General features: G+C 59.8%; 13 protein-coding genes. 6 read left to right on the top strand and 7 right to left on the bottom strand.

Going from position 1 to position 13,064, the window contains the following annotated elements:
• The first annotated feature begins 117 nt into the window (after window positions 1–117).
• Entirely contained in the window at window positions 118–1,215 is a 1,098-nt protein-coding gene (gene mltA / locus CE636_RS10100; RefSeq protein ID WP_002915579.1) for a murein transglycosylase A, read from the top strand.
• Between the two features lie 87 nt (window positions 1,216–1,302).
• The gene (gene tcdA, locus CE636_RS10095; protein WP_017899199.1) at window positions 1,303–2,112 is read left to right on the top strand and encodes a tRNA cyclic N6-threonylcarbamoyladenosine(37) synthase TcdA; all 810 of its coding nucleotides are present in this window, start codon (window positions 1,303–1,305) and stop codon (window positions 2,110–2,112) included.
• A 141-nt stretch (window positions 2,113–2,253) separates the two neighbouring features.
• On the opposite strand, the gene csdE is transcribed toward tcdA, so the two are convergent.
• Complete coding sequence (gene csdE / locus CE636_RS10090) at window positions 2,254–2,691, bottom strand: cysteine desulfurase sulfur acceptor subunit CsdE (RefSeq protein WP_017899198.1); 438 nt, start codon at window positions 2,689–2,691, stop codon at window positions 2,254–2,256.
• Window positions 2,691–3,896: a cysteine desulfurase CsdA gene (gene csdA / locus CE636_RS10085; protein ID WP_004205516.1), complete on the bottom strand. Its 1,206-nt coding sequence runs from the start codon at window positions 3,894–3,896 to the stop codon at window positions 2,691–2,693. Before csdA ends, csdE begins: the two co-directional genes overlap by 1 nt.
• 197 nt (window positions 3,897–4,093) lie before the next feature.
• Between csdA and CE636_RS10080 the strand changes: the two genes are divergently transcribed.
• The 4 genes from CE636_RS10080 (at window position 4,094) to rlmM (ending at window position 7,095) form a co-directional block, all read left to right on the top strand.
• Window positions 4,094–4,318: a YgdI/YgdR family lipoprotein gene (locus CE636_RS10080; protein WP_002915549.1), complete on the top strand. Its 225-nt coding sequence runs from the start codon at window positions 4,094–4,096 to the stop codon at window positions 4,316–4,318.
• Window positions 4,319–4,669: 351 nt separating this feature from the next.
• Window positions 4,670–5,587, top strand: a complete 918-nt coding sequence (gene gcvA, locus CE636_RS10075) for a glycine cleavage system transcriptional regulator GcvA (RefSeq protein ID WP_002915545.1) — start codon at window positions 4,670–4,672, stop codon at window positions 5,585–5,587.
• 19 nt (window positions 5,588–5,606) lie between these two features.
• Window positions 5,607–6,002, top strand: a complete 396-nt coding sequence (locus CE636_RS10070) for a DUF423 domain-containing protein (RefSeq protein WP_002915543.1) — start codon at window positions 5,607–5,609, stop codon at window positions 6,000–6,002.
• The gene (gene rlmM, locus CE636_RS10065) at window positions 5,995–7,095 is read left to right on the top strand and encodes a 23S rRNA (cytidine(2498)-2'-O)-methyltransferase RlmM (RefSeq protein ID WP_004205518.1); all 1,101 of its coding nucleotides are present in this window, start codon (window positions 5,995–5,997) and stop codon (window positions 7,093–7,095) included. Before CE636_RS10070 ends, rlmM begins: the two co-directional genes overlap by 8 nt.
• A gap of 52 nt (window positions 7,096–7,147) precedes the next feature.
• On the opposite strand, the gene fucR is transcribed toward rlmM, so the two are convergent.
• The 5 genes from fucR to fucP all read right to left on the bottom strand — a co-directional run bounded on the left by fucR (window position 7,148) and on the right by fucP (window position 12,985).
• Window positions 7,148–7,858 carry an L-fucose operon activator gene (fucR, locus tag CE636_RS10060; protein WP_004205519.1) on the bottom strand — a complete coding sequence of 237 codons (711 nt, stop codon included), beginning with the start codon at window positions 7,856–7,858 and terminating at the stop codon, window positions 7,148–7,150.
• Between the two features lie 58 nt (window positions 7,859–7,916).
• Entirely contained in the window at window positions 7,917–8,339 is a 423-nt protein-coding gene (gene fucU, locus CE636_RS10055; RefSeq protein WP_017899197.1) for an L-fucose mutarotase, read from the bottom strand.
• A gap of 1 nt (window position 8,340) precedes the next feature.
• Window positions 8,341–9,759 carry an L-fuculokinase gene (gene fucK / locus CE636_RS10050; protein ID WP_004205522.1) on the bottom strand — a complete coding sequence of 473 codons (1,419 nt, stop codon included), beginning with the start codon at window positions 9,757–9,759 and terminating at the stop codon, window positions 8,341–8,343.
• Window positions 9,760–9,866: 107 nt separating this feature from the next.
• Window positions 9,867–11,642, bottom strand: a complete 1,776-nt coding sequence (gene fucI, locus CE636_RS10045; protein ID WP_004205524.1) for an L-fucose isomerase — start codon at window positions 11,640–11,642, stop codon at window positions 9,867–9,869.
• Between the two features lie 32 nt (window positions 11,643–11,674).
• The gene (gene fucP / locus CE636_RS10040) at window positions 11,675–12,985 is read right to left on the bottom strand and encodes an L-fucose:H+ symporter permease (protein ID WP_004205525.1); all 1,311 of its coding nucleotides are present in this window, start codon (window positions 12,983–12,985) and stop codon (window positions 11,675–11,677) included.
• Window positions 12,986–13,064: the final 79 nt, after the last annotated feature.

Below are 13,064 nucleotides of genomic sequence, written 5' to 3'. Positions count from 1 at the left end.
CGTTGTGGCGTTTTTTTACACAAATCTGTGCCATCGATGAGATCGCGCATTTCAATAGCTCTGGCGCTTTGTTATCTTCAACACGCACTAAGGCTTCGCAGCAAAAGATGAGACACCATGAAAGGACGTTGGGCAAAATACGTAGCGACGGGGGCAATGCTGGCTATGCTCGCCGCCTGTTCCTCAAAACCGACCGACCGCGGTCAGCAATATAGCGATGGCAAGTTCACCCAGCCGTTTTCACTGGTAAACCAGCCGGATGCCGTCGGGGCGCCGATCAACGCCGGCGACTTCTCCGAGCAGGTTAATCAAATTCGTAACGCCTCTCCGCGCCTCTATAACAGCCAGAGCAACGTCTATAACGCGCTGCAGGAGTGGCTGCGCGCCGGCGGCGACACCCGCACGCTGCGCCAGTTTGGCATCGACGCCTGGCAGATGCAGGGCGTCGACAACTATGGCAACGTCCAGTTTACCGGCTACTACACGCCGGTGGTGCAGGCGCGCCACACCCGTCAGGGTGAATTCCAGTACCCCATTTACCGGATGCCGCCGAAGCGCGGCAAGCTGCCGTCCCGCGCCAGCATTTATGCCGGCGCGCTGAGCGACAACTATGTGCTGGCGTACAGCAATTCGCTGATGGATAACTTCATCATGGACGTGCAGGGCAGCGGCTATATCGATTTTGGCGACGGTTCGCCGCTCAACTTCTTTAGCTATGCCGGGAAAAACGGCTGGCCCTATCGCAGCATCGGCAAAGTGCTGATCGACCGCGGGGAAGTGAAGAAAGAAGATATGTCGATGCAGGCGATCCGCGAGTGGGGTGAAAAGCACAGCGAAGCGGAAGTGCGCGAGCTGCTGGAGCAGAACCCGTCGTTCGTGTTCTTTAAACCACAGTCTTTCGCGCCGGTGAAAGGCGCCAGCGCCGTGCCGCTGATCGGCCGCGCCTCGGTGGCCTCCGACCGGTCGATTATTCCGCCGGGAACCACCTTGCTGGCCGAGGTACCTCTGCTGGATAATAACGGCAAGTTTAACGGCCAGTACGAACTGCGTCTGATGGTCGCCCTCGACGTTGGCGGGGCCATCAAAGGCCAGCATTTCGACATCTATCAGGGCATTGGGCCTGACGCTGGCCACCGTGCCGGCTGGTATAACCACTACGGCCGCGTATGGGTGCTGAAAAACGCGCCAGGCGCGGGAAATGTTTTTAGCGGCTAACACCCCTGGCCGTGCCTGTTGACCAGGGCGCCCGGATGACGCCGTTTGCGGCGGCCTCCGGGCGCTGTCATTTTGTTCTGAGGTTCTATGTCTGTTGTAATCAGCGATGCCTGGCGCCAGCGTTTTGGCGGTACGGCACGTTTATATGGTGAAAAAGCGCTGCAATGTTTTGCCGACGCCCACGTCTGCGTGGTCGGGATCGGCGGGGTCGGCTCGTGGGCGGCGGAAGCGCTGGCGCGGACCGGCATCGGGGCGATCACCCTTATCGATATGGACGATGTCTGCGTTACCAATACCAACCGCCAGATCCACGCCCTCAGCGGCAACGTCGGGCTGGCGAAAGCGGAGGTGATGGCGGAACGTATTCGCCTGATCAACCCGGAGTGTCGGGTGACGGTGGTGGATGATTTCGTAACCCCGGAAAACGTGGCCGAATACCTGGGCACCGGCTTCAGCTATGTCATCGACGCCATCGATAGCGTCCGGCCAAAAGCGGCGCTTATTGCCTGGTGCCGCCGCTACAAAGTGCCGCTGGTCACCACCGGCGGGGCAGGCGGCCAGATTGACCCAACGCAGATCCAGGTCGCTGACCTGGCGAAGACCATCCAGGATCCGCTGGCGGCTAAACTGCGCGAGCGTCTGAAAAGCCAGTTTGGGGTGGTGAAAAACAGTAAAGGCAAGCTCGGCGTGGACTGCGTATTCTCTACGGAAGCGCTGGTCTACCCGCAGGCGGACGGCAGTGTCTGCGCGATGAAGAGTACGGCGGAAGGGCCGAAGCGGATGGACTGCGCATCCGGCTTTGGCGCCGCGACGATGGTGACCGCGACCTTTGGTTTTGTCGCCGTCTCCCATGCGCTGAAGAAAATGCTGGCGAAGGCGGAGCGGCAGACGACGTAAACTCCCGGGTCGCGGCGCAGGCGCCTTACCCGGTCTACAGGACAATTCCCCGGAGGCGGCGCTGCGCACCTGTCCGGGCGACAAAACTGCACGAGCCCGTAGCCCGGGCAAGGCGCGTCAAACGCCGCCCCCGGGATGAGCTTAAACCCCAACCTCGCGGGCGGCGGCGAGCACCGCCTCGCTCAGGGCGCTGAGGCCCTGGCTGCGTGAGGCGCTGAGCTGGCCGCGCAGCCCCAGCTCGTCGAACAGCGCCAGCGGATCCTGTGCCAGCAGCTCAGCGGCGCTTTTGCCTTCCACGGCGGTTAAAAGTACCGCCAGCAGACCGCGCACAATCCTTCCTTCGCTGTCGCCAAAGAAGTGCAGCCTGCCCTCGGCGTCCTCCTCATAGCCCAGCCAGACGCGGTTCTCACACCCGGCAATCTCATGGGCCTGCGCTTTGTGCTCGTCGGTCAGCGTCGGCAGCTTTTTGCCTAACAAAATCAGCTGCCGATATTTATCCTCCCACTGGTTCAGCGGGGCGAAGGTCTGGCGCAGCGTGGCGTCGGTAATGGTCGTGCCGAAGGGGTGCAGGGTCGTCATTAATCCACCAAAATTTCCAGGGCGCGATCCACCGCGTGGACCAGCGCTGCAACATCGTCTTGGGTATTGTAGGGGGCGAAAGAGGCCCGCAGCGTGCCGCTGACTCCTAAAGCCGCCAGCAGCGGCTGGGCGCAGTGCTGCCCGGCGCGCAGGGCAATGCCGGACTCGGCCAGCAGCGTCACCAGATCGCTGTGATGAATACCGTCGAACTCAAAGGCGAGCAGGCTTGACTGCTGGCAGCGGAAAGAGCGGAAGCCCGGCCGTTTCGCCAGCGCCTCTTCCGCCAGGCTCGCCAGGCTGCGGCTCCAGTTTTCCGCCTGGCCGATATCGCTCTGTGCCAGCCACTCCAGCGCGGCGCTGAGGCCGATAACCCCGGCGACATTGGGCGTACCGGCCTCAAGGCCATAGGGCGCCGGCTGTGGCGTAAAGCCGTCAAAGCTGACCTCGGCGATCATCTTCCCGCCGCCGAGCCAGGGCGACATCGCCGCCAGCAGTTCGCTTTTGCCGTACAGGGCGCCGATCCCGGTCGGGCCATACAGCTTATGGCCGGAAAAGGCGTAAAAATCGATATCCAGCGCCTGCACGTCCGCGGGGAAATGCACCGCCCCCTGCGCGCCGTCGACCATCACCACCATCCCGGCGGCGTGAGCAAGGCGGATGGCCTGAGCCAGGTCCGGGCAGCCGCCGGTGACGTTGGACATCTGGCCGATGGCCAGCACCCGGCTGCGCGGGGTGATGAGCGCGCTGAGGCTGGCGATATCCGGCAGGCGGTCGGCGCCGAGCGGCAGCTTGACCACTCTGGCGCCGGTTTGCCCGGCCACCATAAGCCAGGGCACGAGGTTGGCATGATGCTCGGCTTCGCTAACGAGAATTTCATCGCCAGGCTGCAGGCGCGGCCGGACGTAGCTCTGCGCCACCATATTGATGGCCTCGGTGGTCCCCCGCGTCCAGACGATATCTTTGCCGGAGGGGGCGTTCAGCCACGCCGCCACGCGCTCGCGGGCCGCCTCATAGCGCTCGGTCAGCCGCTGGGCGGCGGCGAATTGACTGCGGTGGACGTTGCCGGCGCTCAGGCGATAAAACTGGTCGCTGGCGTCGATCACCGCCTGCGGTTTGAGCGCCGTCGCCGCGCTGTCGAGATAGACGCCGGCATCGGCCAGAGCCGGAAACTGCGCGCGAAAGTGCGCAGGGTTGAATGCGTTCATGGAATTCCTCGTATCAATACCGCGATCGTCGCGCAATTTGTCGGGCGTGACAAGGCCTCTGCGCTCTGTGGAATTGTCCGAATGTGACTCCACGTGGGTCAAAGAGGGTTATGCTGAAAAGTGTTGGGTTTGTGTTTTAACCTATTACTTAACGAGTCACGAATAGTATAAATAGCCGTAAGGAGAGAAAAATGAAAATGACTAAGGCCGCTGCGATTATCTCTGCCTGTATGCTGACTTTAGGCCTGAGCGCCTGTTCCTCTAACTATGTGATGCATACCAATGATGGGCGGACCATCGTTACCGACGGGAAACCGCAAACCGATAATGATACTGGCATGATCTCGTATAAGGACGCGTGGGGCAACAAACAGCAGATCAATCGCTCTGACGTGAAACAGCTGGGTGAGCTGGACGAGTAAGGCAGTAAAAAGGCAAAAAAAAGCACCGCGCGTTGCGGTGCTACATTAAATCACTATGGACAGACAGGGTAAATGTACAGGAAGTGAAAAGGGGTAGCCTTGCTACCGGGGTCTGCAAAGACAGACCAATTGCAAACACAACAACACAACATCACAACCGTAAGCCAAAAGCTTGTTGGAACACGCATTCCAAAAAAAGCTTTTCGTTCCGGCTCAGGAAGTGCCGCCACTATAGGTATTTGCTGGTAGAACCTCAACGGACAATTTATAATGGCTCAGATAAAAAAAACTAATAGGTTAACCATTGTTTCCTATTTGTTAAATTGAGTTAACATCTAAGCCAGAATAACCATGTCGAAGCGATTACCTCCTCTGAATGCATTACGTGTTTTTGATGCAGCCGCACGCCATCTCAGCTTCACTCGGGCAGCCGATGAGCTTTTTGTGACGCAGGCCGCAGTCAGCCACCAAATCAAGTCTCTCGAGGATTTTCTGGGCCTTAAGCTGTTCCGTCGGCGCAATCGTTCGCTGCTGTTAACGGAAGAAGGGCAGAGCTATTTTCAGGATATTAAAGAGATTTTTTCGCAACTGACGGAAGCGACGCGTAAACTGCAGGCGCGCAGCGCCAAAGGGGCATTAACGGTCAGTTTATTGCCAAGTTTCGCCATCCAGTGGCTGGTGCCGAGACTGACAAGCTTTAACTCAGCTTATCCGGGAATCGACGTCAGGATCCAGGCGGTGGACCGTCAGGAGGATAAGCTGGCGGACGATGTCGATGTGGCGATTTTTTACGGTCGCGGCAACTGGCCGGGCCTGCGTGTGGAAAAACTGTACGCCGAATATCTGCTGCCGGTCTGTTCCCCGCTGCTGCTCACCGGCGATAAAGCATTGAAAACGCCTGCCGATCTGGCGCAACATACGCTGCTTCACGATGCGTCCCGCCGCGACTGGCAAACTTATACCCGCCAGCTTGGTCTAAGCCATATTAATGTGCAGCAGGGGCCGATTTTCAGCCACAGCGCGATGGTGCTGCAGGCGGCCATTCACGGGCAGGGCGTGGCGCTGGCCAACAATGTCATGGCGCAGTCCGAAATTGAAGCCGGTCGCCTGGTGTGTCCATTTAATGATGTTCTGGTCAGTAAGAATGCGTTTTACCTTGTTTGCCATGACAGTCAGGCAGAACTGGGTAAAATAGCCGCTTTCCGGCAGTGGATTCTGGCGAAAGCGGCAAGTGAACAAGAAAAATTCCGCTTTCGTTATGAACAATAATTACTTGTAGGGTAACAACATGACCAGCCGTTTTATGCTGATATTCGCCGCGATTAGCGGCTTTATCTTTGTGGCTCTGGGTGCCTTCGGCGCGCATGTCTTAAGTCAATCGCTCGGCGCGGCGGAGATGGCCTGGATCCATACCGGCCTGGAGTATCAGGCCTTCCATACCCTGGCGATTTTTGGTCTGGCGGTGGCGATGCAGCGTCGGATCAGTATCTGGTTCTACTGGAGCAGCGTTTTTCTGGCGTTAGGGACCGTGCTGTTCAGCGGCAGCCTCTACTGCCTGGCGCTCTCTCATTTACGCCTGTGGGCGTTCGTGACCCCGGTGGGCGGCGTGAGCTTCCTCGCCGGCTGGGTGTTAATGTTAATTGGTGCAATTCGTCTGAAACGTAAGGGCGTTGTTCATGAATAAGGTTGTCCTCTATTGTCGCCCTGGGTTTGAGAAAGAGTGCGCAGCAGAAATTACCGATAAGGCAGCCCGCCTCGAGGTGTTTGGTTTTGCCCGGGTCAAAGAAGACTCTGGCTATGTGATTTTTGAAGGCTATCAGCAGGATGATGGCGAGAAGCTGGTGCGCGATCTGCCGTTCAGCTCGCTGATCTTCGCCCGCCAGATGTTTGTGGTGGGCGAACTGCTGCGCGACCTGCCGCCGGAGGATCGCATTACGCCGATCGTCGGCATGCTGCAGGGCGTGGTGGAGAAGGGCGGCGATCTGCGCGTCGAGGTGGCGGACACCAACGAAAGCAAAGAGCTGATGAAGTTCTGCCGCAAGTTTACCGTGCCGCTGCGCGCGGCGCTGCGCGAAGCGGGCGTCCTGACCAGCTATGAAACGCCGAAGCGTCCGGTGGTGCATGTGTTCTTTATCGCCCCGGGCTGCTGCTATACCGGCTACTCGTACAGTAACAATAACTCGCCGTTCTATATGGGCATTCCGCGGCTGAAGTTTCCGTCCGACGCGCCGAGCCGCTCCACCCTCAAGCTGGAAGAGGCGTTCCACGTCTTTATTCCGGCGGACGAGTGGGACGAGCGCCTGGCAAACGGCATGTATGCCGTTGACCTCGGCGCCTGCCCGGGCGGCTGGACCTATCAGCTGGTGAAACGCAACATGTGGGTCTCTTCGGTCGATAACGGCCCGATGGCCCAGAGCCTGATGGATACCGGCCAGGTGACCTGGCTGCGTGAAGACGGTTTCCGCTATCGTCCTAACCGCAATAACATCTCGTGGATGGTCTGCGATATGGTGGAAAAGCCAGCGAAAGTGGCGGCGCTGATGGCGCAGTGGCTGGTCAACGGCTGGTGCCGGGAGACCATCTTCAACCTCAAGCTGCCGATGAAAAAGCGCTATGAAGAGGTGTCGCAGAATCTGGCCTACATTCAGGCCCAACTGGACGAGCACGGCGTTAACGCCCAGATCCAGGCGCGTCAGCTGTATCACGATCGTGAAGAGGTGACCGTTCACGTGCGTCGCCTGTGGGCCGCCGTTGGCGGACGTCGCGACGAGCGTTAATCACTCACCCTGAGGCCAGAGACGCGCATGTCCTCTGGCCTTCGCCGCATGCTTAAGGCTGCGGCGCATCCGACACAATATGCGTCACCTCATCCAGATGACCAATCCTCGCTTCGCCGGAGCGGTTGAACTTGCTTTTGTCGATCAGCAGCAGCGACTGCGCCGCCCGCTTAAGCAGGATCGATTTGAAGTCGGCATTGAAGGCATTGGAGTCCCACAGCGCGCCCTGCGGGTCGATGCCTTCGCAGGAAAAAATAAACAGATCGATCTCCAGCGATTTCAGCTGGGAAATCAGCGCCGGGTTAACGTAGCAGCCATATTTCCGCTGCAGAGTACCGCCGGAGCAGGTGAGCATGATCTGGTCGCGTTTAGCCAGCTCCTGACAGATGGGCTGGCTGTTGGTAAAGACGTGCAGCGGGCGGTCCGGCAGCTGGCGGGCGAGATACCAGCAGGTGGAGCTGGCATCGAGGGCGATGACCATCCCTTCGTCAATCCAGGCCAGCGCTTCGCGGGCGATATCGGCTTTATGCGCGTAATGGCTTTTCAGCCGCATGTGAAAAGGGTCGCCGCTGTCCTGGCTGCGCTGGTGGATCACTTTAGCCCGGCCGTGGTTGCGCAGCACTTTGCCCTGCGCCTGCAGCTCGCTGAGATCGCGGCGAATGGTTTCCCTGCTGACGTTGAGCTGTTTTGACAACGTTTCGGTGGTCAGGCTGCTGTGGTTGATCAGGAGATCGACGATCGCCTGCTGGCGGGCCGCTTTCATTTATTCTCACCCCATCATTGATTGAGCGTCTGCATCAGGCAGACGCTCCGGCATGAGATTACGGCGTGACTCCTTTTTTTAAAAGGATATTTCCGTACTTAGCGCACTCTCCTGTGATAACGATCGCAAAGGCTTTTTGCGCCCGGTCGTAGAAGGCAAAGCGGTCAATCCGCACGATATCCGGGCAGGGGGCCTGCGCCGAAAGCGCCTGCCGATAGCGCTGTTCCACCGTCGGGTCGAGCGCATCGCCTTCGACGGCGGCCATCATCACCAGCGGCGGCGCATAGCTGTCTAACTCGAACAACGGGATAATCGCCTGCAGCAGATCGCTGACCCGCAGGCCGTCGGCCCGAATCACCTGCGGACCCATGCTGTGCGCCGGGAAGTGGGCATCGGAAAAAATAATTTCATCCCCATGGCCCATTTCGGCCAGCACTTTCAGCAGTTCCGGCGATATCAGCGGGGAAATGGTTTTGAGCATCTCAGGCTTCCTCTGTTAATTCAGGTTCAGTTTGCGGCCAAAAATAGCGGTAGCGGTACGCGACCTGCGCTCTGGCCTGTTCCGGGGAAGAGAACTCGCCCACGCCATACCAGCCAAACATCGCCGCGCCGGCCACCGTGGTTTCGGCATCGTCGAGAACTTTGATCGGTATTCCCAGCCGGTCAGCCTTGATCTGGTTCCACAGCGCGTTGCGGCTGCCGCCGCCGACCAGCAGCAGCTCTTGCGCCCGGAAGCGGCCGATGTTTTCCAGGGTTTGCAGATGCTTCGCCAGCTGGTCGCTTAACCCCTCCAGCGCGGCGCGGTAAAAATGGCCGCGGGTGGTGTTGAGCGTGACGCCCTGCCAGCCGGCGTGCTGGCTGGCGAGCAGGTCGCACTGCATTCTGACGCCCTGGGCACCGGGCGGGATCGCCTGCGCTTCGTCAATCAGCGTTTGCCACGGCGTGTCAGTGTTCCACAGTAGCTTGCGCACCCACTCGAGCACGCCGGAGGCCAGCCACTGCATCCCCGGGTTATAGCGTCCCGGCTGGCTGTCCAGCTCGCAGGTGGAGCCGCTGTAGTCGCAGAGCAGCGAGGTGTCGACCTGCGCGCTGCGCACCATCAGGATCTCCCAGGTCCCTGAGGAGAGCACCGGCTCATCCTGCCCGGCGCCGGCGCCAAACAGGGCGAACTGGGTGTCGTGCCCGGCCGAGATAACCGGGACCCCGACGGGAAGGCCCAGCAGCGCAGCGGCCTCCGGCAGCAGGGCGCCGATCGGCTGGCCTGCTTCAACCAGCTGCGGGAACAGGCGGCGCGGCAGGCCGGTCGCCTGCAGGATCGGCGCGCTGAAATCGCGCTGCCGGAGATCGAGCATCTGGCTGGTGCCCGCCATGGTGAGGTCGGTGGTGAACTCCCCGGTCAGCCGATGGTTGATCAGCGACGAAATAAACAGCCAGGCATGGGCCTGCGCCAGCAGCTGCGGGTGGTTCTCTTTCAGCCAGATCAGCTTATACAGGGTGTTGAATGCAAAGGCGCCGACGCCGGCGATTTGCTGCAGCTGGCGCGCGGACATATACCGGCTGATGGTGTCCATTACCGCCGCGGTGCGCGGGCATTTCCAGCTGATTATCGGATACAGCAGCGCACCCTGCTCATCCACCAGCGCGCCATCGACGCCAAAGGTCGTGACGGTGATGCCGCGCACCGTGCAGGAGGCCAGCTGTTCATGGATCTGCCGACAGCAGTCGGCAAAGCGCTGCATAATGGCCTCCAGCGACCACTGGTGCCAGTCGCTTTTTTCCGCCGCAATGTCGCTGGCGTTCGCCGTTGCGGCGCGGGCGATAATGTTCCCCTGTCGGTCAACGGCCATCGCCCGCACGTTCGTGGCGCCGCAGTCGAGGACCAGGATTACGTCTTGCTTCATAGTGACTCCCGAAACAACATCGCCGGATGGCGCGGCGCTTATCCGGCCTACAAACAGCGCGCGTCTGTAGGCCCGGTAAGCCTGCGCCTCCGGGCGAAACCAACCTGTTAACGCTTATACAGCGGCCCGTAGTTCTGGCAGGCGCGGTAGTCCTGGCCTTCGATGTCCATACCGTGCGCGGCCCAGGCGGAGGGGCGGTAGATTTTCGCCGCTTCCACGTTGTGCATGCAGACCGGAATACGCAGCATGGCGGCGAGGGTAATGAAATCCGCGCCGACATGGCCGATGGTCAGCACGCCGTGGTTGGCGCCCCAGTTAGCCATGACCGAGTACACATCGCTGAACGGGCCTTTGCCGGTCAGGCGCGGGGCAAACCAGGTGGTGGGCCAGGTGGAGTTGGTGCGGGCGTCGAGCTGGTCGTGCATCGCTTTGGGCAGCGCCACGCTCCAGCCTTCGGCGATTTGCAGTACCGGTCCCAGGCCTTTGATGATGTTCACCCGGGTCATGGTGAACGGCACGCCGCCTTCGGTCAGGAAGCGGGAAGAGAAGCCGCCGCCGCGGAAGTATTCATGGATCGCCGGGCACCATTCGGTGGCCGCGAGGCAGGCATCCGCCTCGTTCTGCTCAATCTCCCAGTGAGGTTTCATCGTTGGGTTGCCCTGCGCGTCGCGCTGCTGGCAGGAGCCGTCCAGCGCCGCGGAGCCGGAGTTAATCAGGTGAATGATGCCGTGCTCCGCCCGGCCGGTGAGCGGCTGCCCGGTGACGCGCTCTACGGCCTCCGGCGACCAGTAGGTGCGCACGTCGGCAAACACCTGGGCGGTGCCGGTGAGCTGGTGGCCCATCAGCATGGCCACGCCGTTGAGGCTGTCGTTTTCGGTGGCGACGACGAACGGCTCGCGCACGCCGTTCCAGTCAAAGGAGCTATTGAGCAGCGCTTCGGCGGTATCGCCATTGGGGTATTGATCGGTCCAGTGACGCTGGCCCTGGAAGCCGGCGGCGATGGCGTTGTAGCCCAGCGACTCCTCCACCAGCCCTTTTTCCGCCAGCTTCGCGTTGCCCTGCATCATGTCGCGGATGCACATCGCCATCAGCAGGCTCTCTTTCAGCACCGCGCGGCTCTGCGCCTCATTGCGCTTATACTGCTCGGCGTTCTGATCTTCGCCGTAGCGGAAATGTTTATCCGCCCACGCCAGCGCCATCTCCAGCTCGATTTCATCATAGATTTTCTGATCGATTCGCCGGCGCAGCTCCGTCATGTCGACAGCCTGAACCTTCATCCCGAGCCAGGATTCAAAGAAGTTGTGGTCGACGATGGAGCCGGCGATGCCCATTGAGACGCCGCCCAGCGACAGATAACTTTTCCCTTTCATACTGGCGACCGCCAGGCCAGCGCGAGCGAAGCGCAACAATTTTTCTTCGACATCCGCCGGGATCGAGGTGTCATCGGCATCCTGCACATCATGCCCGTAGATGGAGAACGCCGGGATCCCTTTCTGGCTGTGGGCCGCCAGCGCCGCGGCCAGATAGACCGCTCCCGGACGCTCGGTGCCGTTGAAGCCCCAGATGGCCTTCGGGCGCAGCGGATCCATATCGATGGTTTCGCTGCCGTAGCACCAGCAGGGGGTGACGGTGATGGTGACGCCAACGTTCTGGCTGCTGAATTTCTCTTCACAGGCGGCCGACTCGGCCATGCCGGCGATGCAGGTATCGGCGATCACGCACTCCACCCGGGCGCCGCAGGCATGGCGCAGCTTCTCACTGATAAGCGCGGCGGTGGCTTTCGCCATGTTCATGGTTTGCGCTTCCAGCGATTCGCGAACCCCCATGCGACGACCATCGATTACCGGGCGGATACCGATCTTCGGTAAGCTGATTTTTTTCATTACAGATCCCTCAGGTTATGCGGATAACAGGTTTAGTTCGTCGCCGCTTGCGAGCGGAAACGGGCAAAAATAAAGATGATGGCGAAGCACAGCGCCGGAACCAGTTCGGCGGTCGGGATATTGCCGGCGGCGTCGCTGACAAAGCCCATTACCGGGGTGACGATCCCGCCGCCGATGATGGTCATGACGATAAATGACGAGCCATATTTGGTGTCCTGGCCCAGGTGCTTAATCCCCAACGAGAAGATGGTCGGGTACTGAATGGACATAAAGGCGCTGCACAGGGTCAGGGCCAGCAGACCGACGTGGCCGCCGCTGAAGGCGGAGAGCAGACAGAGCAGCATGGCGATAAGCGCATAGATAGCGAGCACGTTATGCGGCGCGAAGCGGCGGATCAGCCAGGTGCCGGTGAAACGGCCAATAAAGAAACAGACCATGGTGCCGGTCAGGTAGTTGGCGGCGAAACCGGCCGTCATGCCCGGGATCTCTTCGACAGCGTAGCGAATCAGATAGCTCCAGCAGGCGGTTTGCGCACCGACATAGCAGAACTGAGCCAGTACCGCCCAGCGCCAGTGGCGGATGCGCATCAGGCGCGACAGCGAGGCGAGAAACGTGCTCTGCGCGCTGTCGCTGTGGTCATCGCTTTGCAGCGACGGGAAACGGGTACAGACGATCAGCAGGGCGACCAGCAGCACGATGGCCACGATAATCATATAGGGGGTTTGTACCGACAGGACCAGGCTGTGCTTCCAGGCGCCGAGCTGCTCTGGCGTCATTTTATCCAGCACCTCCTGCGGCTGATGCGGGACGTTGGACAAAATAAGGCTCTGGCCAAATACCACGGCAATAATGGCGCCAAATGAGTTAAAGGTCTGGGCCAGATTCAGGCGGAAGTGACCGCCGCTTTCCGGACCGAGGACGGTGACAAATGGGTTGGCCGCAGTTTCCAGACAGCCAAGCCCGGCGGCGATAATAAATAACCCAATCAGGAATAAGGTGTAATTCATTACTTCGGCGGCAGGCCAGAACAGCGCGGCGCCACAAGCATATAAAAACAGACCCGTAAGAATGCCGGCTTTATAGCTGAGTTTTTTCATCAGCATCCCGGCGGGGATGGGAATAATAAAATAGCCAAAATAAAAAGCCGACTGGATTAATCCGGCCTGAAAATTAGTCAGGGTAAAGGCCTGTTGAAACTGCGGTAATAAAATATCATTGAGATTATTGGCCACGGCCCACAGAAAAAAGAGGGAGCACAGCAGAGCAAAAGGAATAATGTAGCTCTTACTTTGCCCGCTCTCCATGGCGCGGTAACTTTGCGTTGGTATCGTTGTGTTTCCCATAGCGTCCTCATCAGTTCAGAAGCATTTACAACAGCATTCAGGGCGCAGTCTGGTGCTGCAGCAGACCGCAAAATTAAGT

The sequence above is a fragment of the Klebsiella sp. LY genome (genome assembly GCF_004010915.1).
GTDB lineage: Bacteria > Pseudomonadota > Gammaproteobacteria > Enterobacterales > Enterobacteriaceae > Klebsiella > Klebsiella quasipneumoniae.
This window is presented reverse-complemented; position numbering and strand designations above follow the sequence as displayed.

What these genes read in the sequence shown, in the direction of transcription:
- fucI (WP_004205524.1), bottom strand. Translation starts at nt 11,642, where the DNA reads ATGAAAAAAATCAGCTTACCGAAGATCGGTATCCGCCCGGTAATCGAT.
- fucR (WP_004205519.1), bottom strand. Translation starts at nt 7,858, where the DNA reads ATGAAAGCGGCCCGCCAGCAGGCGATCGTCGATCTCCTGATCAACCAC.
- mltA (WP_002915579.1), top strand. Translation starts at nt 118, where the DNA reads ATGAAAGGACGTTGGGCAAAATACGTAGCGACGGGGGCAATGCTGGCT.
- rlmM (WP_004205518.1), top strand. Translation starts at nt 5,995, where the DNA reads ATGAATAAGGTTGTCCTCTATTGTCGCCCTGGGTTTGAGAAAGAGTGC.
- csdE (WP_017899198.1), bottom strand. Translation starts at nt 2,691, where the DNA reads ATGACGACCCTGCACCCCTTCGGCACGACCATTACCGACGCCACGCTG.
- tcdA (WP_017899199.1), top strand. Translation starts at nt 1,303, where the DNA reads ATGTCTGTTGTAATCAGCGATGCCTGGCGCCAGCGTTTTGGCGGTACG.
- fucP (WP_004205525.1), bottom strand. Translation starts at nt 12,985, where the DNA reads ATGGGAAACACAACGATACCAACGCAAAGTTACCGCGCCATGGAGAGC.
- fucU (WP_017899197.1), bottom strand. Translation starts at nt 8,339, where the DNA reads ATGCTCAAAACCATTTCCCCGCTGATATCGCCGGAACTGCTGAAAGTG.
- CE636_RS10070 (WP_002915543.1), top strand. Translation starts at nt 5,607, where the DNA reads ATGACCAGCCGTTTTATGCTGATATTCGCCGCGATTAGCGGCTTTATC.
- CE636_RS10080 (WP_002915549.1), top strand. Translation starts at nt 4,094, where the DNA reads ATGACTAAGGCCGCTGCGATTATCTCTGCCTGTATGCTGACTTTAGGC.
- csdA (WP_004205516.1), bottom strand. Translation starts at nt 3,896, where the DNA reads ATGAACGCATTCAACCCTGCGCACTTTCGCGCGCAGTTTCCGGCTCTG.
- fucK (WP_004205522.1), bottom strand. Translation starts at nt 9,759, where the DNA reads ATGAAGCAAGACGTAATCCTGGTCCTCGACTGCGGCGCCACGAACGTG.
- gcvA (WP_002915545.1), top strand. Translation starts at nt 4,670, where the DNA reads ATGTCGAAGCGATTACCTCCTCTGAATGCATTACGTGTTTTTGATGCA.